General features: G+C 56.1%; 28 protein-coding genes. 13 read left to right on the forward strand and 15 right to left on the reverse strand.

Annotation, left to right across the window (positions count from 1 at the left end):
- Nucleotide 1 precedes the first annotated feature (1 nt).
- Nucleotides 2-757 (reverse strand): metal ABC transporter ATP-binding protein, encoded by a 756-nt coding sequence (locus SynPROSU1_RS07750; RefSeq protein ID WP_186570012.1) that lies wholly within the window; start codon nucleotides 755-757, stop codon nucleotides 2-4.
- Nucleotides 757-1,725 carry a metal ABC transporter substrate-binding protein gene (locus tag SynPROSU1_RS07755; RefSeq protein WP_186570013.1) on the reverse strand — a complete coding sequence of 323 codons (969 nt, stop codon included), beginning with the start codon at nucleotides 1,723-1,725 and terminating at the stop codon, nucleotides 757-759. The genes SynPROSU1_RS07750 and SynPROSU1_RS07755 overlap by 1 nt, the downstream gene beginning before the upstream one ends.
- A gap of 98 nt (nucleotides 1,726-1,823) precedes the next feature.
- Between SynPROSU1_RS07755 and nth the strand changes: the two genes are divergently transcribed.
- Nucleotides 1,824-2,477, forward strand: coding sequence for an endonuclease III (nth, locus tag SynPROSU1_RS07760; protein ID WP_186570014.1), 654 nt, complete (start codon nucleotides 1,824-1,826; stop codon nucleotides 2,475-2,477).
- Here nth and SynPROSU1_RS07765 read toward each other — a convergent pair whose 3' ends face one another.
- Entirely contained in the window at nucleotides 2,478-2,762 is a 285-nt protein-coding gene (locus tag SynPROSU1_RS07765; protein WP_115094102.1) for a 2Fe-2S iron-sulfur cluster-binding protein, read from the reverse strand.
- A gap of 145 nt (nucleotides 2,763-2,907) precedes the next feature.
- On the opposite strand from SynPROSU1_RS07765, the gene SynPROSU1_RS07770 reads away from it, so the two are divergent.
- Complete coding sequence (locus SynPROSU1_RS07770) at nucleotides 2,908-3,168, forward strand: DUF3104 domain-containing protein (RefSeq protein WP_186570015.1); 261 nt, start codon at nucleotides 2,908-2,910, stop codon at nucleotides 3,166-3,168.
- A 46-nt stretch (nucleotides 3,169-3,214) separates the two neighbouring features.
- On the opposite strand, the gene SynPROSU1_RS07775 is transcribed toward SynPROSU1_RS07770, so the two are convergent.
- Nucleotides 3,215-3,418 carry a hypothetical protein gene (locus SynPROSU1_RS07775; protein WP_222929866.1) on the reverse strand — a complete coding sequence of 68 codons (204 nt, stop codon included), beginning with the start codon at nucleotides 3,416-3,418 and terminating at the stop codon, nucleotides 3,215-3,217.
- 382 nt (nucleotides 3,419-3,800) lie between these two features.
- Here SynPROSU1_RS07775 and SynPROSU1_RS07780 point away from each other — a divergent pair, with 382 nt between their 5' ends.
- Nucleotides 3,801-4,061 (forward strand): hypothetical protein, encoded by a 261-nt coding sequence (locus SynPROSU1_RS07780; RefSeq protein WP_186570017.1) that lies wholly within the window; start codon nucleotides 3,801-3,803, stop codon nucleotides 4,059-4,061.
- 1,705 nt (nucleotides 4,062-5,766) lie between these two features.
- Here the strand turns inward: SynPROSU1_RS07780 and SynPROSU1_RS07785 are convergent.
- Complete coding sequence (locus SynPROSU1_RS07785; protein ID WP_186570018.1) at nucleotides 5,767-6,363, reverse strand: nucleoside kinase; 597 nt, start codon at nucleotides 6,361-6,363, stop codon at nucleotides 5,767-5,769.
- 169 nt (nucleotides 6,364-6,532) lie between these two features.
- Between SynPROSU1_RS07785 and SynPROSU1_RS07790 the strand changes: the two genes are divergently transcribed.
- The 3 genes from SynPROSU1_RS07790 (at nucleotide 6,533) to SynPROSU1_RS07800 (ending at nucleotide 9,037) form a co-directional block, all read left to right on the forward strand.
- Complete coding sequence (locus tag SynPROSU1_RS07790) at nucleotides 6,533-6,775, forward strand: DUF4278 domain-containing protein (RefSeq protein ID WP_186570019.1); 243 nt, start codon at nucleotides 6,533-6,535, stop codon at nucleotides 6,773-6,775.
- 64 nt (nucleotides 6,776-6,839) lie between these two features.
- Nucleotides 6,840-8,225, forward strand: a complete 1,386-nt coding sequence (locus tag SynPROSU1_RS07795) for a serine hydrolase (protein WP_255444565.1) — start codon at nucleotides 6,840-6,842, stop codon at nucleotides 8,223-8,225.
- Nucleotides 8,226-8,749: 524 nt separating this feature from the next.
- On the forward strand, nucleotides 8,750-9,037 hold the full coding sequence (locus tag SynPROSU1_RS07800; protein WP_186570020.1) for a hypothetical protein: 288 nt from the start codon (nucleotides 8,750-8,752) through the stop codon (nucleotides 9,035-9,037).
- A gap of 490 nt (nucleotides 9,038-9,527) precedes the next feature.
- Here SynPROSU1_RS07800 and SynPROSU1_RS07805 read toward each other — a convergent pair whose 3' ends face one another.
- Entirely contained in the window at nucleotides 9,528-9,896 is a 369-nt protein-coding gene (locus SynPROSU1_RS07805) for a hypothetical protein (RefSeq protein WP_186570021.1), read from the reverse strand.
- Here SynPROSU1_RS07805 and SynPROSU1_RS07810 point away from each other — a divergent pair.
- A complete protein-coding gene (locus SynPROSU1_RS07810) occupies nucleotides 9,896-10,315 on the forward strand; it encodes a DCC1-like thiol-disulfide oxidoreductase family protein (protein ID WP_186570022.1) in 420 nt (139 codons plus the stop codon). The genes SynPROSU1_RS07805 and SynPROSU1_RS07810 overlap by 1 nt on opposite strands.
- Before the next feature lie 114 nt (nucleotides 10,316-10,429).
- Nucleotides 10,430-10,651 carry a hypothetical protein gene (locus SynPROSU1_RS07815; RefSeq protein WP_255444566.1) on the forward strand — a complete coding sequence of 74 codons (222 nt, stop codon included), beginning with the start codon at nucleotides 10,430-10,432 and terminating at the stop codon, nucleotides 10,649-10,651.
- Here the strand turns inward: SynPROSU1_RS07815 and SynPROSU1_RS07820 are convergent.
- Entirely contained in the window at nucleotides 10,636-10,929 is a 294-nt protein-coding gene (locus SynPROSU1_RS07820) for a hypothetical protein (protein WP_186570023.1), read from the reverse strand. The genes SynPROSU1_RS07815 and SynPROSU1_RS07820 overlap by 16 nt on opposite strands.
- Before the next feature lie 311 nt (nucleotides 10,930-11,240).
- Entirely contained in the window at nucleotides 11,241-12,101 is an 861-nt protein-coding gene (locus tag SynPROSU1_RS07825) for an SDR family oxidoreductase (protein ID WP_186570024.1), read from the reverse strand.
- A gap of 65 nt (nucleotides 12,102-12,166) precedes the next feature.
- Between SynPROSU1_RS07825 and SynPROSU1_RS07830 the strand changes: the two genes are divergently transcribed.
- Nucleotides 12,167-12,577, forward strand: coding sequence for a YccF domain-containing protein (locus tag SynPROSU1_RS07830; protein WP_186570025.1), 411 nt, complete (start codon nucleotides 12,167-12,169; stop codon nucleotides 12,575-12,577).
- Here the strand turns inward: SynPROSU1_RS07830 and SynPROSU1_RS07835 are convergent, their stop codons facing one another.
- Together SynPROSU1_RS07835 and SynPROSU1_RS07840 are read right to left on the reverse strand one after the other, a co-directional pair.
- A complete protein-coding gene (locus SynPROSU1_RS07835) occupies nucleotides 12,578-12,931 on the reverse strand; it encodes a hypothetical protein (protein WP_186570026.1) in 354 nt (117 codons plus the stop codon).
- Nucleotides 12,932-13,394: 463 nt separating this feature from the next.
- Nucleotides 13,395-13,631, reverse strand: coding sequence for a hypothetical protein (locus SynPROSU1_RS07840; RefSeq protein WP_186495351.1), 237 nt, complete (start codon nucleotides 13,629-13,631; stop codon nucleotides 13,395-13,397).
- A gap of 85 nt (nucleotides 13,632-13,716) precedes the next feature.
- Between SynPROSU1_RS07840 and sodC the strand changes: the two genes are divergently transcribed.
- Complete coding sequence (gene sodC / locus SynPROSU1_RS07845; RefSeq protein WP_186570027.1) at nucleotides 13,717-14,253, forward strand: superoxide dismutase family protein; 537 nt, start codon at nucleotides 13,717-13,719, stop codon at nucleotides 14,251-14,253.
- 232 nt (nucleotides 14,254-14,485) lie between these two features.
- Here the strand turns inward: sodC and SynPROSU1_RS07850 are convergent, their stop codons facing one another.
- Nucleotides 14,486-14,644 (reverse strand): hypothetical protein, encoded by a 159-nt coding sequence (locus SynPROSU1_RS07850; RefSeq protein ID WP_186570028.1) that lies wholly within the window; start codon nucleotides 14,642-14,644, stop codon nucleotides 14,486-14,488.
- Between the two features lie 113 nt (nucleotides 14,645-14,757).
- Between SynPROSU1_RS07850 and SynPROSU1_RS07855 the strand changes: the two genes are divergently transcribed.
- Nucleotides 14,758-15,015, forward strand: coding sequence for a hypothetical protein (locus SynPROSU1_RS07855; protein ID WP_186570029.1), 258 nt, complete (start codon nucleotides 14,758-14,760; stop codon nucleotides 15,013-15,015).
- 97 nt (nucleotides 15,016-15,112) lie between these two features.
- Here the strand turns inward: SynPROSU1_RS07855 and SynPROSU1_RS07860 are convergent, their stop codons facing one another.
- Complete coding sequence (locus SynPROSU1_RS07860; protein WP_115161927.1) at nucleotides 15,113-15,358, reverse strand: RNA-binding protein; 246 nt, start codon at nucleotides 15,356-15,358, stop codon at nucleotides 15,113-15,115.
- 247 nt (nucleotides 15,359-15,605) lie between these two features.
- On the opposite strand from SynPROSU1_RS07860, the gene SynPROSU1_RS07865 reads away from it, so the two are divergent.
- The gene (locus tag SynPROSU1_RS07865; RefSeq protein ID WP_186570030.1) at nucleotides 15,606-15,779 is read left to right on the forward strand and encodes a hypothetical protein; all 174 of its coding nucleotides are present in this window, start codon (nucleotides 15,606-15,608) and stop codon (nucleotides 15,777-15,779) included.
- Between the two features lie 23 nt (nucleotides 15,780-15,802).
- Here the strand turns inward: SynPROSU1_RS07865 and SynPROSU1_RS07870 are convergent, their stop codons facing one another.
- Entirely contained in the window at nucleotides 15,803-16,996 is a 1,194-nt protein-coding gene (locus SynPROSU1_RS07870) for a glycosyltransferase family 2 protein (RefSeq protein ID WP_186570031.1), read from the reverse strand.
- A 30-nt stretch (nucleotides 16,997-17,026) separates the two neighbouring features.
- Entirely contained in the window at nucleotides 17,027-17,344 is a 318-nt protein-coding gene (locus SynPROSU1_RS07875; RefSeq protein WP_186572305.1) for a DUF3303 domain-containing protein, read from the reverse strand.
- A gap of 138 nt (nucleotides 17,345-17,482) precedes the next feature.
- Between SynPROSU1_RS07875 and SynPROSU1_RS07880 the strand changes: the two genes are divergently transcribed.
- Nucleotides 17,483-17,656, forward strand: coding sequence for a hypothetical protein (locus SynPROSU1_RS07880; RefSeq protein ID WP_186570032.1), 174 nt, complete (start codon nucleotides 17,483-17,485; stop codon nucleotides 17,654-17,656).
- Between the two features lie 202 nt (nucleotides 17,657-17,858).
- On the opposite strand, the gene SynPROSU1_RS07885 is transcribed toward SynPROSU1_RS07880, so the two are convergent.
- On the reverse strand, nucleotides 17,859-18,359 hold the full coding sequence (locus tag SynPROSU1_RS07885) for a hypothetical protein (protein ID WP_186570033.1): 501 nt from the start codon (nucleotides 18,357-18,359) through the stop codon (nucleotides 17,859-17,861).
- Nucleotides 18,360-18,637: the final 278 nt, after the last annotated feature.

Here is an 18,637-nt window from a genome sequence, read left to right on the forward strand (position 1 = left end):
ATCAGAACGTCTCTTCGGGGGAGCTGTTTCCCGTAAGCAGATCCGGCGGCACACCCCCGAAGGTCAAGGCGAGGTTCTCAGGCGTGAACACTTCCGAGGTTTCTCCGTAGGCGAGCACGGTCTTGTTGATCAGAACGACCAGGTCGCAAAAATCACGAACGTGGCCCAGGTCATGGGTGGAGATCAAAATCGTGCGGCCTTCATCCCGGAACTGGAGGAACAGCTGTGCCATCAGCTGCTCGGTTCGCACATCCACCCCATTGAACGGCTCGTCCAGCAGCAGCACATCTGCGCGCTGGGCGATCGCCCGTGCCAGGAACGTGCGCTTGCGCTGTCCACCCGACAGGGTGCCGAGCGGACGCTCAGCCAGATCGAGTAGATCGACCCGAGTCAGAGCATCACGCACCGCCACGCGATCCGAGTTGCGGGGAATCCGCAGCAGATTCATCGAGCCGTAACGGCCCATCATCACCACGTCCCAAACCGAGACGGGGAACTGGGCGTCCACGCCCTCACTCTGGGGAACGTAGGCCACCGCTTGATGGCGCTGAGCGTCAGCGACACTGCTGCCGTTGATCCGAATCCGGCCGCGTGAAGGGCGAACAAACCCAGTCAGAGCCTTGAAGAACGTCGACTTGCCCGCACCATTCATGCCCACCAGACCACAGATGCAACCCGCGGGGAGATGCAGGCTGGCGTCGTACAGGGCAACAGTGCCGTTGTAGTCAACACACAGTTGGTCGGCCTCGATACGCATCAGCGATTGCTCTCGGACGGGGTCAGGCCCTTGAGGATGAGATCCACATTGTGCCGTTGCAGATCCAAGAGGGTGGGCGCGGGCCCGTCCGGAGACGAGAGTGAATCCACATAAAAAGTGCCACCGAAGCGGGCACCTGCTGCTGCAGCCACTTCCCGTTGGGCTTTGTCGCTCACCGTACTTTCACAAAAGATGCTCGGGACCTGTCGCTCGCGCACGGTGTCGATCAAGCGAGCCATGCGTTTTGGTGTGATCTCACTTTCGGCATTCACCGGCCAGAGATAGGCCTCCTCGAGCCCGTAATCGGTTGCCAGATAGGTGAAGGCCCCCTCGCAACTCACCAACAGCCGTTGCTGGGCAGGAAGCGCAGTAATCGCCGTGCGCAGCTCGTCATCGAGGGTCTGGAGCTTGGCTTTGTAAGCCGACGCATTGGCGGCATAGACCGCGGCACCAGCTGGATCAAGTTGCGTAAAAGCCCGCTCAAGATGATCCACGTAAAGCATGGCGCGCTGGGGAGACATCCAGGCATGGGGATTGGGTTTGCCGGAATAGGCGTCCTCCGTGATCAGCAGAGGGTCCATCCCCTCCGAAAGGGTGATAGTTGGCACATCTCCCGCTGCAGCGGTGAATCGCCGGGCCCACAACTCCAACCCCAACCCGTTCTCAATAATCAGATCCGCCTTGCTGGCGCGCTCGACATCACTGGGGGTGGGTTGGTAACCATGGATCTCGGCACCGGGCTTGACGATCGACGCCACCTGCAAACGATCACCCGCCACATTCCGGGCCAGATCGGCCAGCACCGTGAAGGTGGTGAGCACCTGGGGCCGTGAATCCGTGGCGCTCTCCTGGTCCCGGCTGCGGCAGGACGCAAGCAGAACGCTTGCCGTTAACAGCAAGACCACCGCCGAACGCTTCAAGACGAACCGCTGCAACGAAGACTGACTTGACTTGCTCAAGAATCGCATTGATGGGTCCTAGAGCAGCTGGTGGAGGGTCCGTAAAACGATGCAATGAAGCGATGCAATCGCCGAAGCGCCAGGATCGCAGCACCTACTAAGAACCCTTGCGCAGGCCGGAGCGAGTTGAGGTGATCTTGCGACGCCTCAACGAGCAGTACCCAGAAACACCGATTCCTCTGGATCACAGCGATCCATTCACGCTGCTGATTGCTGTGCTGCTGAGTGCACAATGCACCGACAAGAAAGTGAATGAGGTCACACCGGCGCTGTTTGCCGCTGGCCCAACCCCAGCAGCCATGGCTGAGCTCGAGGAAGAAACGATCCTCGGTTTTATCCGTCAGCTCGGGCTGGCCAAGACCAAGGCCAAAAATGTGCGACGCCTCGCGCAGATTCTGGTGACGGCCTATGAGGGCGATGTCCCCCAGAGTTTTGAGGAGCTTGAGGCGCTACCTGGCGTTGGACACAAAACAGCCAGCGTGGTGATGGCTCAAGCCTTTGGCGTTCCCGCTTTTCCAGTCGACACCCACATTCACCGGCTGGCGCAGCGATGGGGCTTGAGCGACGGAAGCAACGTTGCGCGCACGGAACAGGATCTCAAGCGCCTCTTCCCAAAGCAGCACTGGAATCGCCTGCACCTTCAAATCATCTTCTGGGGCCGTGAGTTCTGCACGGCGCGGGGCTGCGACGGAACCGTCTGCTCGATGTGCCGTGAGCTCTATCCCAAACGGCGCCGTCCGGTGATCACCCGCAAGCCGTGATCAAGACAGATGCTCTTCGGCGTTGGCCTTGATCACACAATCAGCGGTGGGATAGCTCACGCAAAGCAAGGCAAATCCTTGGCCGATCTGTTCATCATCGAGAAAGCTCTGATCGGTCTGATCAACCGAGCCACTCACCAGGCGACCGGCACAAGTTGAACATGCCCCTGCCCGGCATGAATAGGGCAGATCGACACCAGCTTCTTCAGCTGCGTCGAGGATATAGACGTCATCAGGGCACGAAAAGCTGGTGCCACCCTCGATGCTGATGTTGTAAGAGGCCATGACTCTGAAGGTCCTGAAGGCTTGATAGCTGGATCAGACGATCCGTGCAAAAAACAGCGGCAAAGGTGAACCAAACGCCAGCCCAAAGCAGATGCTGCCGCCCGGAGAGGCATTAGCATAAGTAGTACACTTGAACCATCAAGAGATGGCAGCGACGCGTCCCACGGCCCCGATTCACCAGGGCACCAACGGTCAGGACCCCATCTTCCTGTCCGTCAAGAAAGGAATGACCGTGATCTGCGGCAGCACTGACTCCGATGACTGGTGGATGGCCGATGTGATTCACGTCGATGGCGGGGCCAGGGATCCCAAGATTCCGACGTTGTTCCAAGTGGCCGATGTGGATTCAGGGGTGATCCGCTGGGTCTGCGCAGACCTGGTCACCCACATTGTTCCGGACAGTTGAACACTCTCGCCACACGCTGGCACTGCGGCTGCAGACTCAGCCCACCTCAACCGTCCAGGCGGCGACCGCGGACCCAAGACCGGCTTGATTCCGGCAGTCGGCTCACCTGATCATCCAGCACGGCATCAACAATGCCGTGGATATAAATGGCCTGACGCAGCCGAATCCGTGCGCCGTAATCAAGGTCCCGGTCCTGCCCAAAAGCGTCGAGGAGCATGCAGAGGGTCTGGCGGTTGATGTTGCGGTTCATGGGGATGGGTGTTTTCTCCAACACCACCCTCTGCCTTGTGCGGCATTGAGACGCTGACCGCCATCAAGCATCGCTGTGATCTTGATCACAAGAAGCAAAAAGAGGCCAATCGACCCTCAATCTCCTGACCGCAAGCACTGGCAAACAAGCCTGCCCCCCTTGCAAGCTCTTGCCGACTCGGACAGACCAGGCAAACCAAGCACGCCAAACGGAACACAAAACCCTGACGTGGCTGAACTCCAGGGCTCCACACACCGAGGACTTTCAATCTCAACCCCAAGCCATGTCACCGCATGTCCGACCTGGCGACGACGGACCAGGCGAATGGATCCAGGCTGTTGAGCAAAGTCGCCTAGGGTCTCATCCCTGTCTCAGAAGCCTCATGCTGCAAGCCTTGTTTTCCCTCGTGTTCGCGGCGGTGATGTGGGTGCAGGTGCCGCAATGGCAGCCGGATTGGTCGCAGTGTTCTGTTGAGACCCCGGACGTTGATTGCCATTGGTACGTCACGGCGCCAGACAACACCTTCGGAGAAGGTTTTAACTGGGAAAACGCACCCTGGTTCAGCGCCGAAGGCTTGCGAGATGTCGGTGAGCTGAGCCACACGATGACGGCCATCCACAAGCAGGCATCTGCAGAAAGCTAGGCCGCGGAACCGCAGGCGAGGCAGCACAACAACCAATTCACATTCCTTTACAAAGCTTCTAGGATGAACTTGGTCAAGGTTCTCCACGGAGCCTGACAACCCATCCCCCATCAGCGCATCACCGCCATCCCTCGCGCAGCAACGGTTGATGTGCGGGATGAACCGACCCACATTCCTGTTCTTAAAAAGCCCAAGAATTGATGATGACGATTGACGCGCGATGCAAGGAGCAGCAACAGACGGCAGATCGCATGTTCATGGATTTCAAATACACCGCTCCTGGCTCGAAAGAGCAGGTCAGGGCTTTGATGACTCTGACTTTCCTGGTCGGAATGTGGGCCGATTTTCTCTCGTACGAAGAGAAGAGGATGTCCCACGCCAACGCTCTGGAGACAAACTGCTGAGCGTCCGGCCGCTCGCTGAAAGGGCAAGCCGGAAAAAACAAGGGAGACGCGGGCGAAGGAACCCTCGCTCGTTCAACTCCCCTAAAGCGGTTTGATTGGTGCTCGCGCCGCTCGGACCATGAACCAGAGACGACCACCAAAAACTAGGCAGTAATACTTAAAAACGTGTGGGTCGATACCTGCGGACAGAACGCGATGCTCGACAGTCATCGACGAAAGCAGGAGTGCTTTCGATGCGTCACGGAGGGGGTGGGCTGAGGGGCTCGCTCCTTTTTCATTTGGGGTCGACACCCGAATCAAGTGGCCACCTCTCAATTTTCACCAGCACTGCCCTGGTCACATGCAGGGATGGGAGAGGGCTGAAGGTAGGCAGCACTGGCAGCTGATGGGACGGTTTTAGGGCGTGCAAAAGAGGCAATTAAACGAACCCAAGCTCTTCATCGGCAGAGCTCCGGGGCCAACTGAGATCCAACGCTCCGGCTCCAGCAACAGAGAGCCGGCAGCTGCCAAAGGCAGAACCGCAAGAAATCGGGCCATCCGTGCAAACCCAAAATCTCGGCACCACAATTCGGAAGCTTGCCCTGAAAAACGGAACGACGATCAGATCCATCCCTCAGCAAGGGGTTGGGCACGAAGTTTCCTGCTCACACAGGAAACGGTTCCAGAGTCAATGCGAGCCTGAACAGACTGGAAGACGCCTCGTCCACGGACCAGGAAGACCATCAGTTCCATACACGGGTCACCGTGACATCCGAGAGGAAGGGGCCTCGCCGGGAGACCTTCAAGCTGCCCCCTGATCTGCGCTTTGAGGTGGGTGGGGCACTGCCAGGCTGACGGCTTGCATCCAGAGCCAACCCGCAGGCTGTCCACAAGCCCCCCTCCCCTTCATGTTCAATCGGCATATTGAAAAGGTGAGGAAAAACGTCTCACGGGGTGGAAACAAGGACACACTCCCGCGTTCGTTTTGAAGCCCCTGCCTTCGGCGGGGGTTTCTTTTTGGGAAATTGCGCTTGAGAGCTGCGAATTTCAGGCCCTAGGGAAGAAACAAACAACTCGACGAACGAGAGGTAAGCTTCACAAGCCTTGCAGAATCGACAGCAAGGCAAACTGAATTCAGCACAGCAACATCAAGGCAAACAGCTACAACAAAATCACTCAATTATCAGGATTCAACTGTGTTCAAGCAAGGCTTGAGCCGATTGAGCCACACTAAGCTAAAGCATCGAGGATCTTGATATTCGATCAAGGCAGTAATTAAAAATGAGCATAGAGGTGTAATTTCAAAGATACAAATTAGCCAGCTACGGCAATACAATATTCTCCAGAACATCACCTAAACCAGACTCAACACCCCGAACGACCACATCAGCACGGTGCTTCAAAGGAAGAATGAAGCGCCGCTCAGCGGGAAGCATCTGCGACAACATCTGGCGAATCACATAGAGCGCCGGGCGCTGGCGTTCCCGCACATCACGCCAGAGGCGCCTGACAAGCCTCCGCACAACGGGGGTATCGATATAAACAACAAGCGACATCGGCACAGCCCCTAAAAACAGTTGGGGGCCGTAGGAGCCTTCAACAAGAACCACGTCATAGGACTGATTCAACAATCTGGAGCCCACCTTGCGGGTGCGCATGTCGTAACTGCGCAGGGAGTCCAGCTGGCGGTAGCGAACGGCACTGAGCTGAAGCCGAAGCAGATCAGCTTCGATGGCATCCACTGTGTCGAACCCATAGCGAGCGTGGGGAGACCACCCACTGCGGTAGTAGTCATCGCATGCGATGAGAAGTGGATGATGCCCTCTGGCACGCAACTTCTCTGCAAGATGTGCAGCAAAGGTTGTCTTGCCGGCCGCCGACGGACCGCAAATGCAAACGAGAGGAATCGCTCCGGACAAGCCCCGACCCAATGCAGACCCATGTTGACAACCGGGTCATGAAAAATTGGTGAAAACAGTAGCCGTTGTTACACAACAGGCCTATGGTGAATTCACGTTGAGCCTCTTCGACAGGCCGCAGTCAGATTCACACCAGGCAACGGGGGTGTGGACACCGCGCAAGAGAAAGATGAACACACTTCAGCTGATCAAGGCACGGACTGTGCGCAACCAGGCCATTGAGACGGCCAGAACACAGATGGCAAGGGCCTTCCGCCATCAGGAGCACACCGATCAAGTGCACACCCCAGTGGCCGTCAAAGCCAAGGTTCTGCGCTATCGCGGTGTGGCCTATGAAACGAACGACGCACAGCAGCACCCAACCGGTGGTCGTGAACTGCGTTACCGCGGCGTTGGCTACGACGTGTATTGATGCCAACCCTCCGCCGATGATTGAAGCGGGGGAATCTCCCCCGCTTTTTTGATGGCCATTCAGGGTGACAAAGAACCGCTGGCGTTATGTCCTGATTCCTGCAGCAGCAGTGGTCTTCAGCACAGCAGCAGGTCTTGAAGCACCGCTGCGGAACCTGATCAACTTTGCAAAAGCTGGCACGCACTTCACCGCGAAACAGCTCTGCAGCGGCGTCCTGATGGCTGGGATGGATCCGGATCAGATGCTCCGCGAAGACCTGGCTGCCGCCAAGGGATGGATCCAAAGCAAGATCGATCCAATCAGCGGGCGCGTAGAAGCCAGTGCCCTGTTCGGATTGATCCGCGCTGAGGCCGTTCAGAACGGTGCACGGGGTTGCAGCCAGCGGATCGACGGGCGACCCATGCCAGTACTACCGAGTGAAGCGGTCCCTGCCTCCCGGGATCCCATGCCAAGTGCTGTGCCGTGGCCGCTCATCAACACGGCCAGCGCACAGCCTCCGGAGATCGATAGAAAAGCGCTGAACAAAGTTCTCCATCGCGCGTTTCGTGAAGACGATCCACTAACGCCAAAACGAACCCGAGCTGTGGTCGTGGTCCAGGACGGCTGGGTGATCGCTGAGCGCTACGCCAGTGGCATCCGACCCAACATGCCCCTCATCGGATGGTCGATGAGCAAAAGCATCACCCATGCACTGATGGGACTAGCCATTCGGGAGGGAGTCCTGGATCTACGACGCACACCGAACGTGCCCGAATGGAGTGCCCCGAAGGACCCGCGGCAGGAAATCACCCTTGAACAGCTCTTGAGAATGAACAGCGGGCTCGCCTTCGAGGAAGCGACGGGAAGGCTGAACTCGGATCTAGTGCGAATGCTGACCCAGGAAGCGGACATGGCTCGGTTCGCCGCAAGCCAACCATTGGCGAGGAAGCCTGGCAAAAAATGGAACTATTCATCCGGCACCACCAACATCCTCAGCCGGATCCTCAGGCACGCGATCGACAACGATCGGCTCTATTGGAACTTTCCCGCACAACAGCTGTTCAATCCGCTTGGTATGACGACGGCGGTTGTCGAAAGCGACAGCAGTGGAACATGGGTCGGTTCATCGCTGGTCTGGGCAAGCGGACGAGATTGGGCTCGATTTGGTCAGCTTTACCTGGATAACGGGAGCTGGAATGGAGAACAGCTTTTACCAGTGGACTGGGTGAAGCACGCCCGAACCGCAACGCGAGGGTCAAAAAAGGCATACGGAGCGCATTGGTGGCTGAACCGCCGCAAATCTCGACCAGATCTACCCAACGAAAGCTTTTCTGCGGAGGGGTACCAGGGACAACTGCTGTTGGTGGCTCCATCGAAGCGCGCAGTCATCGTGCGCTTGGGACAGACGCCGAACAAGCCAGGATTTGATGCCAATTCTTTTGGGGCTGATGTTCTCTCAGCCCTCCGATGAGTCAAGCCGCAAATATCAGTTCTGATCGTCGCCCTTGGGAACGAAGGCTTGAGATGCTGCAACAAGAAGCCCTGTGATCAACAGCGCCGGGAGGATGACAGAAGGACCGCCTTGAGCTGTCTGAGAGGCGAACAACAGCATGGTCAGGCAACAAACACCAATGAACACACTGGCAGAACAGAGAGCAAAGAGCGACTCCTGCAAACGTTTGTCGCAGAACCGATCGATCAACACATCACGACTGGAAAAAGAAACAGCTCACCTTGGACGGCATCGGAGCGTCGAGCGGCGACCGAAGCTCGGGCAAGAGGCTTCGACACCCCTGAGGGCGTCGCTGGGAAGGCCTTACGAGGATGGATCAAGGAATGACGCATCCACTCGTCAGCACGGAATGGGGCGTAAGGAGAACTCGCAGACATGAGCAACGGAGCAGTACACCTGTTTTAGTGCGCATGTACTAATGCGTCAACCCGTTCTGCTCTCAGCAACAATTCAAGATCCATTCATTGCCCCGGGGCAGGCAGATGACGCAACGGGACGACTTCATCGACAACCGCCTGAGCCGCATCGAAGCGCGACTGGCAAAAATCGAGGAGGTTCTCTTCATGGCAACGGAAGAACAAGACAAAGACACCATTGCCACGTTTCTTGCGGATGCTGATTCCGTGATCGATCAAAGACAGGAGCAGTGCTACGACGCGTGGGTCGACTATCTGAACAAGAACCCAGAGGCCGTGGAATCCCACCTCAGCATCCATGAAACTGCTGCCCTGAAAGCCTCGATCAACGCCAAAGTACCGAGCCATTCCTAAAGTTATACACAGCTTTTCCACAGGGCTTCGAGAAGCAAGCTTGGCCAGAACAGCGGTTTCAAGCATCGGCGTGGAAAACAGCTCGCAAGAGCCTGCAAACAACGACAGAATGCTCTCCACGGTTGTCAAAAATGCAGTCCTGGCAACTGATTTGCGCAGCAGTCAAGATCGAAACTTCTGAGCAATAACCGAATCACAAGCAAGCGATTGGTGCTGTGACCTACGAGACGAATGCTCAGCAAAAGCAACAAAACGACGATCTGAGCCGAAAACCCCCAGCTGAATTGTGGAAAAACCAACACTTTTGTTGTGATCTCTGCAGACAGCCAGGAAAGGTGCATTACCGAGTGAGCACCGCCCTACGGACGAGCTGGATCCTGGTGTGCGAATCATGTTGGCCAGACATTCGAAGCGAGTCTGGTTATCGCTACGGCGGAACACGCAAGGCCAATCGCCGCAAGCGGCGACGATCATGACCCTGGTTCAGTGCTCAGATCAGTTCACATTCATAACGAATCACCGAGCCGCGCCGTTCAAAGAATTCCGGCGAGGAAGCATCAACAACGCGCCACCACCAACGGCCATCGGTGTAACTGGGTGATCCAGCGTTGTTGGTGCGCGGAAGCTGCAACGTCATGTCGCGCCATCGCACCAGAACTCCGTCACCAGGCAGGGTGCCCTCTGCAGAATTGGGAATGTCCTCCATCAGACCGGTGACATCGACAGCTCCACGCGTGATTTCGACGCTGAGCCGATCGCCATCGCAGATCCAGTCAGCCCAGGAAGGCTGGGGACCTACGAACAAGCAGCAGACCAGAACCAACGCCAGGCCAAGGCCCTTCGCGACAGAATTCAGCAATGCTGTTAACCCTCATTTACGACGGCGGATGCCCATTCTGTCGGGAGTTCGCCTTACGCAGTGAACTCAAAGCGGGTGTTCCCGACCTTCGGATTGTTGACGGACGAGCAGATCACGCCACACGACAAGAGCTCAACGCCCTCGGGTTACCGCTCCGCAACGGTGCCGTTCTGATCGAAGGTGAGCAGCGATGGCATGGAAGTGAAGCCATTGCGGAACTCAGTCGTCGGATGAAGCCCAGCGATCCATTGCTGAAACTTCTGGCAAGGCTGTTCTGCGACGACCAGCGATCAGCACGCGCCTACCCCGCCCTTTTGATGGCCCGTCGCATCGCTCTGACAACACTTGGGCTCAGCGTTGACCCGGATGATGATCTCCATTACCAAAGAGATGGGTCAAACAACGGGTATCGCCATTGACGCCGCTGAACTACCGTCAAGGCATGCCTAAAGGTTTTCTTAAGTATCGACTCTGATCCCTTTGTTCCAGACGCGTTGAGCCATCAGCAACTCAGCGCAATGCTGAGAGCAGCGATGGACCCATCCGCTATTCCTGAGGGACAACTCAGCGATGACGAACTGCTGCGAGCAGCACTCAGCGCATGGGCTGATCAAACTCAGGAATTGCTGCGTTGGATTGAAGGGCAGGGTGATGGCGTTAGCGATACGAGGACGCCCAAGCAAGTCATGGCGCTTGGAAGCTTTCGAACCCATCTGGTGATGGGTCTCAAAGCACTCCGCTACTCCGAGGGCTGAGACACCTGCTGCTCGCGTCGAGCATCACAACATTCTTCAAGAACAAAAAGAAACTGTTCGGGATCCGGTTGATCATCGAGGTCGAACTGGGTGGCAGTCGCCACCGTGAAGTTGATCCAGGCCTCAACTTCCGGCCCGCCTGAGGCCATCACCATGTCGTAACAGGCTTGAAAGTCTGAATCAGGTGCAAGATCACGCGCCGCATTGATCACGTCATAGAGCTGTTCCAAACCTTGTGTTTGGAACTCAGTAAAAACGGCACGAATGCGGCCCAACATCAAACAGCACTCTCAAGCTCAACAATTGAGCACTCAGCAGCGACATTGGACTCTTCTTCAGCAAGATCAAGCAATTCTGCATTGAGCTCAAGCAGCATGAGTGCCAGTGACGAAGCAAACTCAATGCAAAATGATTCTCCTTTCACAACACCACAGCCTGTTTGAAGAAGGTCTAAACAATGGGTCGAACAGACTGTGGATCTCGCAATGCCGCTTTACATAAACAACAACAGTGTTCGAAGGATGGACGTGTATCAAAAGGTCCAAGCACTCGCGTCAGCTCTGCGAAATCGCTAATGCTTGATCCAGCTTCAGGCCGCCACAGGTTCAAGCATGGAGGGAATGCTGGGCTGGAATCCAATTTCACGCAGCCGGGCATTGCTGACACGAGCGTTGAAGATGCGTGCCCCGGGGCGGTCGTGATTGTCCCAAATCACGGGGGGGAGACCGTGGTCATCACAGAGGGCATTCGACAGCTGACGACGGGTGAACTGAAGATCATCCACAAGGTTGTAAATCCCTTGAAGTCGTTTATCTAACGCAAACTCAACGCCACGAATGATGTCCTGGAGATGGACCCAGGCATTGATGTGGTTGCCGTTCTTACGAACCGACTGACCAGCGGCGCTGCGGATAAAAGAGGGAATGTCTTTACCAGGGCCATAGATGCCACCAAGCCGAAGCACACAGGCCTGGGTCGAAGCATCGTTCAATGCGAGAACAGCTGACTCCGCACTGGCGAGAAGAGCATTGGCACTGCTGGAACAGTCCGGGGGAGTCAACTCATTGCAGATCGCACCTGATTGATCCCCATAGACACCTGCACTACTGAGATAAGAAACATGCAGCGGGTTTTGACCAGAACGGTGGCGGAGGGCATCAACGAGGGCGGGAACCGATTGTCCATACACCTTCTGGTACTGATCCTCTTCAAAAGTTGCGGTGGTTGGGGCCATGGCGATCAAAACACCATCGAGACGGTCCAAAAAGCTGACATCAGCCATGGGGTCGCCAGCGCTGTAGATGCGGGGATGGTCAACGACATCGCAGAGTTCACCAAGCCGGCCAGGACTGGTGGTGGTGCCAACAACCTCGTGGCCCAGACGCCTGAGATGGACAGCGACTGCAGATCCGACGTATCCACAACCAATAATCCCGAAGCGACCTGACATGACTGGTCAAACACCTTTTACAGAATTTAACGAATGACGATCGGCCTTGCCGTGACAATGGAGACATGATTTCTGTTGTGCTCAACCTCCTCTGGGTTGTCCTTGGCGGACTGCCCATGGCTCTGGCCTGGTGGCTTGCCGCGTTGATCTGTGCCATCACCATCGTCGGTCTTCCATGGGCACGGTCGTGTTGGGTGCTGGGGCTTTTCTCCCTGTGGCCCTTTGGTTCAGAAGCCATCAACCGCCGCCAAGTCAGGGGACAAGACGACCTGGGAACGGGTCCTTTGGGACTGATCGGCAACGTGATCTGGTTCCTCGTGGCCGGTTGGTGGTTAGCCCTCGGTCACCTCAGCAGTGCGTTGGCCTGTTTTGTCACGATCATCGGCATTCCTTTCGGCATCCAGCACATCAAACTGGCGTTGATTGCTTTGGCCCCTGTCGGAATGACCGTTGTTAAGTCCAATGACTTGGACTGATCAAAAAAGCAATTGAACCAGCCAAACCATGGCCAACCCCAACACACCAGCCAGCAGTAATCCACCGACCAATAAGGCGACAGCAGCGGCCAGCCCGATCTTGCCCATGGTGTCGGGATAGAGGAGAAACAAGGTCAGCCCCAAGGCCAAGGGCCAAAGCGGCGGAATCAACAGACAAACCGCCGTCAGAACCACAAGCTTGCGTTGACGCCGCTTCCTGGCCTCCAGGCGTTCGGCCACGGCATCAGCCGCACGATCGAGCTCTGCCTGCTCATCGTCACTAAGCCAGCGCCCAAGCCCCTTGGCACGATCAAGCTCGTCCTCAAGCCGCTCAGTGGGATTCCGGTGGTTCATCCCTTCATTTTAAAGAGCCCGAGCTTGCAAACCAAATCATTCTCGTCTCAGGCACAAGAACAAAAAGTGAATCTCGATATAGGTAATACTATCTAGGTATTTACCCGTCGCAATATTATCGTTGCCTCAAAAGAAAAATCAGCATAGTGTCGCCGAGCGAACCGATGAAAGACATGCTGAGTACAAATCTGGAATCACCAAATGCAGCCGATGCCTGCGTCACCGAATCTCAAGTGAATGCATACTTTGAGTGCTTAACGCTCTGCAATCTTGACGACGGAAGTTGTTACGAGCAATGCATTCTTGTGCATCTAAAAAACGAGGTGGAGGCTTGTAAACGTTGAGCCATCAAACACAAATAAGCCTGGCATCGCTTGCCTCAACAATTGCGGTTGCTCTGCTGGTCATTGGCTTTATGGGAATGGCACAGCACATCGACGCGAGCCTGCTATGAGCCAGCCGCTTACTTCTGACGCTTGAAGGTGTAGCAACCACCGTGATAACCGGTGAAAGGCTGGGCATAGGTCACCAATTCCCAGCCTTGCTCACCCAACTCATTCATGAGCCCTACGAGGGAGACATCACGCTGCGGGTGGCTTCTGGAGATCAGCTGGCGATCATCCAACCAGAGCTCCTCGATTTCACCGGTCCACGACTTGCCACGGGGTACGAAGCGCAACTGGGTGTATTCCCACCGCATCACCAAGCATTGATCGAACGACGCACCATCTTCACCGCAGAAGGCACCAACCGGAGGGCACAATTCAAGAACATGCTGTTCTGTGATGCGTCGCCTGCTCGCCCAGCTCCTTCTGCTCGTCAGCCTGCTCATCGTCACACCCAGCTGGTGCGGAGCTCTGGAGGTGACGCTGCAACGCATCGATACCAATGGACTTGGAGAGTCCATTGGCAGCATCACAGCGCAGGACACCGATCAGGGTCTGGTGATCTATCCCGATCTGTCGGGCCTGACACCAGGGGAGCATGGCTTCCATCTGCACAGCCTTGGCAGCTGTGAGGCGGGCCAGACAGCGGAGGGCACCGCAGTTGCCGGCCTTGCAGCAGGTGGACACTGGGATCCAGACAAGTCCGGCCAGCACCTCGGCCCCTTTGGCAACGGCCACCGTGGCGATCTGAGCAAGCTGATTGTTGATGACAACGGCAAAACCAACACCAGCGTTGTTGCACCACGGCTCAGCACAACGGATCTCCGGGGCAAGGCACTGATTGTTCATGCAGGGGGGGATACGTACCGCGACGACCCTCCCCTCGGTGGAGGCGGTGCACGGGTTGCCTGTGGTGTGGTGCAGGACGATCGCTGAACAATCAGCCCCCGCACCTCTCCTTAACGGTTGACCAAGCGCGAATGCAGGCGACATACCTTGACAGCCTGAATGGGAGGCTCCTGACAGAGCGCTCCAAGTTCGCTGTTCAGCTGACGAAACAGAGAAAGATCCGCCCCGGGGATCGACGGAAACATGAGGAACAAACCTGACGCCATCAAGCCAACCACAGAATCGCTCCAATCCTTAAAAGAAGCTTAAACCCTGCTTTTCAACGGGTTTTGTGCTCCTCCCTACAGACCACCGCCATGAGGGCATCAATGTGCAGCATCAGAGCGAGGCGCCAGGCAGCATCTTCATCACAGGCCTCAATGGTCTCCACCACAATGGCGCCTCCACGCTCAATGATCAGGTCATAGGCGGGTGGCATCAGTTCAAGGCATGGCCTCCCCATTCAGCTGGTCAATCGCGTCGGGCACATCCCCCAGCTGAGGGATTTCATCAGCAAGTGAGCATGATGATCACCTCGGCCCTTTCAAAGCTTTGTTCAAGTCACCCGTGTTTCGACGCGTCGGGATTTACCTCGTGCTCAGCACAGCAGCCGTCACGGTTGTGAATCAGCTGCAGATTGAGCAACAGAGTGCATATCAGATCTACATCCCGATGTTCATCGGGATTTATGTGGTCTCACGTTGGCTGGACAGCCGGTTCAACCAGGCATCTCAAAAGCAGCAGGCGAACGCGAACTCAACGCAAGACAAAGGCTCTCCATCAGCAACCGAGCGAGGCTTCGGAAGCTGAGGAGAGCAAACCTTGCAGCACAACTCAGGGGTGAACACAACATTGGATCTGCCGGTGAACGATCACCGGCAGATCTCCCGTTGGTTCGTCCCGCAAGTCAGCGTCGTGGTTCAGCCTTGCGAACCGAGATGGCACGCCCCATCCACTCAACGTTCTGGAGATCATCAATCGCCGACTGCTCATCGGCTTCGTTGCTGAGATCCACAAAAGCGAAACCACGCTTGCGGCCCGTCTCCCGGTCGAGCGGCAGGGAGCATTTGCTCACTTCGCCGTACTGTCCGAAAAGGTGAATGAGATCCTCCCGCTCAGCGTCCCAGGAGAGATTTCCAATGAAGATCGTCAAAAAAAAGACTGGCTCAAGACTGTTTACCTTCGCACACAGGCGGACAGCAGCCATTCAGCTTTCACCATTTCTATGGGATGGACTCGCCTCAGCCAAGTTCCAGCAGTCGCTTCGGCGGTTTTAACCAACGGGTGTGAGCCAGGCAGATCATCAAGCAACCATTCAAGGGTGAATTCGATAGAAGGCCTTTTATTCGAGCCAAGTTGACCCTTAAAGCGATCAGGCTTGAGCTAGCTAAGGACTTGAGATGAGTGGACTCAGCGGTACCAAATCAGACGATTTCATCAACGCGGCCAAAGCACGGGGTGAAGCTGCCTTACAGGAAAATCAGCCTCGATTGACCAAACTTGAAAAAGCATTCCGTCATGCTGCGCTCAGGCGTCGGGCTGAAGATGCACGCAAACAGGCGCACCACCGGTGATCGTCTGATTTGAGCCAACAAGCTCAGCCGAGAGCGCGTCCTTTCCAGGTCCAGCCGCGACCGGTGCGTGTGCGCCAGATCGACACGGGGCCGATTGCACCCACCAACAACCCGCCGACGCCCATCAGCCACCAGTAGCTGAGGGGTACATCGAAGTTGCTGCGCGTCCACAGCCTCAGCAGCAGCTGTTGAAGGATGGCCACACCAGCCATTGCCATCAGCAACCACCAAACCGATGACAGCAGGGGCTGAAGCCAGAGGAGCATGAGGGAGGCAGGCAACAACAGCCAGGGCACTGTGAACATCAAGACCACCACCAAGGCGGCACCGAGGGCTTTGACGGGGTCCCGGTCCAAGCCCAGAAACCAGTTCTTGGTCCACCCCTCCCAAAGAGCAGCGAGGTCGGTGTACATCCGCAGGTCAACCGCATCAACCCCCAGCAGATAGCGAAGGCGATGGCCACCGGACTTGATGGCGCGGGCGAGGGCGAGATCTTCCACCACCTCGCCAGCCAGGGCCCGGTGACCACCGATGCAGGCGTAGGTGGATGCCTTGAACAACATGAACGGACCCGCTGCAAACGCCACCGGCGATTCCGGATCATTGGTTTCAAGGATGGGGAAGCCAAGGCCCAGCAGGCTGGCCATGATCGGCTGCACCATCCATTCCGCCAGGCATCCGCAACTGAGCCGCGGTGCCAGGCTCAGCAAATCGGCATCCTCAGCCACCGCCTGAGCCAGAGCCCGACGAAGTGCATCGGGCTTGAGTCGCACATCGGCATCGATGAACAACAACCAATCGCTGGAGACCTCCTCAACGGCCTTGCTGCAGGCCCAGTTCTTGCCGACCCAGCGCTCTTTAACGGGCCTGGGGCCCGCCTGGATCAGGCGGAACTGCGCCGCTCCAGACCCAGCGCGGATGGCGTTCTCGACCGTTGCATCCGTTGAATCGTCGTCCACCACCAGCACCGACCAGTCCCGGCAGGGAGGCGCACTCGCCAGCACGCTGCTCAGACAGGCTTCGATGTTGTGGGCTTCATTGAAGGCGGGAATCACCACAGTCAGAGACGTGTCTTGGGCGAGAGCCTCCTGGGCCGGCTTCAATCGGGGTGCAACAGCAAACACCCGTCGCAGACCCAACTGGAGAATCAACAATCCCGCCGAAGCCGCTAAAGCAGCAGCAAGAAACAGCAAAGGCTCAAGCAAGGCAAGCGTCAAGGCCGGGCAATGGTCTGAGGGTCAGCCGTCTCAGTCGACGGATGCTGCAGCTTCCACCATCGGCCACATTGCAGCAAATTCGGCATCCGAGACCACGGCCGTCACCTCGAACTGAATACCGAAATCCTTGATCCAGGGTCCGAGATGCGCCCACACTTTGCCGATGTCACTGGCAACGGCAATCGCTACACCACTCCCGCTAATCGGTTCGCAGACGCGGTATTTGAGTGCGAAGCCGTCGAAGGCATCTCCAGGTGCACCGGAATTGATGTAGTCCGCAAAACCAGGGCATGACTCCCAGGCCCCCTCAACGGTCGGGAATGTCCAGACAATCAGATAGTGCTGCAAGGTGAAGGGGGCAACTGCATGATTCGTAGCCACGATCCACCATCCAGGCTGAATCGCAACTGAATTCAGCAGTCATTCAGCAGGAGCCTCAGGCAAAGCTGGCAGCGGGCTACAGCTGAAATAGGACACAGCGCAGCCATGGCTCTCCACGTCGCCAATGAAATGGATGAAGTCGAAGTGGCCGTCTGGTGGGATCTGTCGCGCATCGTCCGCCACTTCGAACGGCAAGGACTGGAGCGACGTGAAGTGAAGGTGGCAGTGATGAATGCGGCACTGCGGTTGATGGCGGATGAAGCCGAACAGCACCAATAAACACCAAGCGAAAAATTCAACCTGCTATGAGCCAGGGAAATAATTGCGTTGGTATGAATTCACCAAAACACCTTTATTATTACGCCCACCTGGAACCGTGGCCAAAGAATTCACGCGACCGACAACGGTTCTCTCAAGCAATTGGCTCCTGAAACTATCAGCGTGATCGACGCATAATTTCGCAAAACTTTCAGAAATTAAATTAACGACAACAGGAATTTTTTTTCAAGCCAATCAGCTGCGCCAGAACCAAGCGGTGTCGACCATCAATCAACAGCACTTCGCCATTCGCATCCAGCGCAACTTCGATATTTTCCTCAATCGACGCTGATTGCTTATACCCGCCGAGCTTGATGTCTTCATAAATAGCATCATACTTTTTAAGCTTTTTCTTGGTAAAAACATTAAAGCTGCCATCTTCTCCACCATGACGTTCCATTTTTCGGTATTTTTTCTCATACAATTTTGAATATTCCGTCTGATTCCAGTCCAAACCATCCACAAATCGCTGATGCATCGCCTGAACGTGCTTGCATTTTTCCAGAGGCTTGCCAGGTTTGAGAGCCTCGTCGGCAATCACCATGCCGAAATAACGCTTGTTTCGAAAGGTACGGGCCGTCATGGCCTTTGGAGCTCCTGGAAGCCTTCGCGACTCGATGAGAAGAAAGTGAGTCACGACTGCTGGATCAATCTCGAGAAGCAAGCCACCGACCGAAGACTCTCTCAAATTTAACACGCATTTAACTCATTTTTAACAAAAAGACCAGGCAAGGGTGATGCAAGAAAACTGAGATCATTTCTGCATCGTCTTTATTCCTTGAAGTCAACTGCTTTGTTCCATCACTTGCTGAACTGAAATTCGATCCAGACCATCCCCCTCCACCGGTGCATCCAAGCCTGTCGAAATGCACGAAAAAATTGCCAAGAAGATTCTGCTCCTGATGAACCCTCAGGAACACACCGACCAAGCAGCACCCGCAT

It is taken from the genome of Synechococcus sp. PROS-U-1 (assembly GCF_014279755.1).
GTDB lineage: Bacteria > Cyanobacteriota > Cyanobacteriia > PCC-6307 > Cyanobiaceae > Parasynechococcus.

Coding starts and splice junctions, on each gene's coding strand:
- SynPROSU1_RS07750 (WP_186570012.1), bottom strand. CDS start 757: ATGCGTATCGAGGCCGACCAACTGTGTGTTGACTACAACGGCACTGTT.
- SynPROSU1_RS07755 (WP_186570013.1), bottom strand. CDS start 1,725: ATGCGATTCTTGAGCAAGTCAAGTCAGTCTTCGTTGCAGCGGTTCGTC.
- SynPROSU1_RS07765 (WP_115094102.1), bottom strand. CDS start 2,762: ATGGCCTCTTACAACATCAGCATCGAGGGTGGCACCAGCTTTTCGTGC.
- SynPROSU1_RS07770 (WP_186570015.1), top strand. CDS start 2,908: ATGGCAGCGACGCGTCCCACGGCCCCGATTCACCAGGGCACCAACGGT.
- SynPROSU1_RS07775 (WP_222929866.1), bottom strand. CDS start 3,418: ATGAACCGCAACATCAACCGCCAGACCCTCTGCATGCTCCTCGACGCT.
- SynPROSU1_RS07780 (WP_186570017.1), top strand. CDS start 3,801: ATGCTGCAAGCCTTGTTTTCCCTCGTGTTCGCGGCGGTGATGTGGGTG.
- SynPROSU1_RS07790 (WP_186570019.1), top strand. CDS start 6,533: ATGAACACACTTCAGCTGATCAAGGCACGGACTGTGCGCAACCAGGCC.
- SynPROSU1_RS07800 (WP_186570020.1), top strand. CDS start 8,750: ATGACGCAACGGGACGACTTCATCGACAACCGCCTGAGCCGCATCGAA.
- SynPROSU1_RS07810 (WP_186570022.1), top strand. CDS start 9,896: ATGCTGTTAACCCTCATTTACGACGGCGGATGCCCATTCTGTCGGGAG.
- SynPROSU1_RS07815 (WP_255444566.1), top strand. CDS start 10,430: ATGGACCCATCCGCTATTCCTGAGGGACAACTCAGCGATGACGAACTG.
- SynPROSU1_RS07820 (WP_186570023.1), bottom strand. CDS start 10,929: ATGTTGGGCCGCATTCGTGCCGTTTTTACTGAGTTCCAAACACAAGGT.
- SynPROSU1_RS07825 (WP_186570024.1), bottom strand. CDS start 12,101: ATGTCAGGTCGCTTCGGGATTATTGGTTGTGGATACGTCGGATCTGCA.
- SynPROSU1_RS07830 (WP_186570025.1), top strand. CDS start 12,167: ATGATTTCTGTTGTGCTCAACCTCCTCTGGGTTGTCCTTGGCGGACTG.
- SynPROSU1_RS07835 (WP_186570026.1), bottom strand. CDS start 12,931: ATGAACCACCGGAATCCCACTGAGCGGCTTGAGGACGAGCTTGATCGT.
- SynPROSU1_RS07840 (WP_186495351.1), bottom strand. CDS start 13,631: ATGCGGTGGGAATACACCCAGTTGCGCTTCGTACCCCGTGGCAAGTCG.
- sodC (WP_186570027.1), top strand. CDS start 13,717: ATGCGTCGCCTGCTCGCCCAGCTCCTTCTGCTCGTCAGCCTGCTCATC.
- SynPROSU1_RS07850 (WP_186570028.1), bottom strand. CDS start 14,644: ATGCCACCCGCCTATGACCTGATCATTGAGCGTGGAGGCGCCATTGTG.
- SynPROSU1_RS07865 (WP_186570030.1), top strand. CDS start 15,606: ATGAGTGGACTCAGCGGTACCAAATCAGACGATTTCATCAACGCGGCC.
- SynPROSU1_RS07880 (WP_186570032.1), top strand. CDS start 17,483: ATGGCTCTCCACGTCGCCAATGAAATGGATGAAGTCGAAGTGGCCGTC.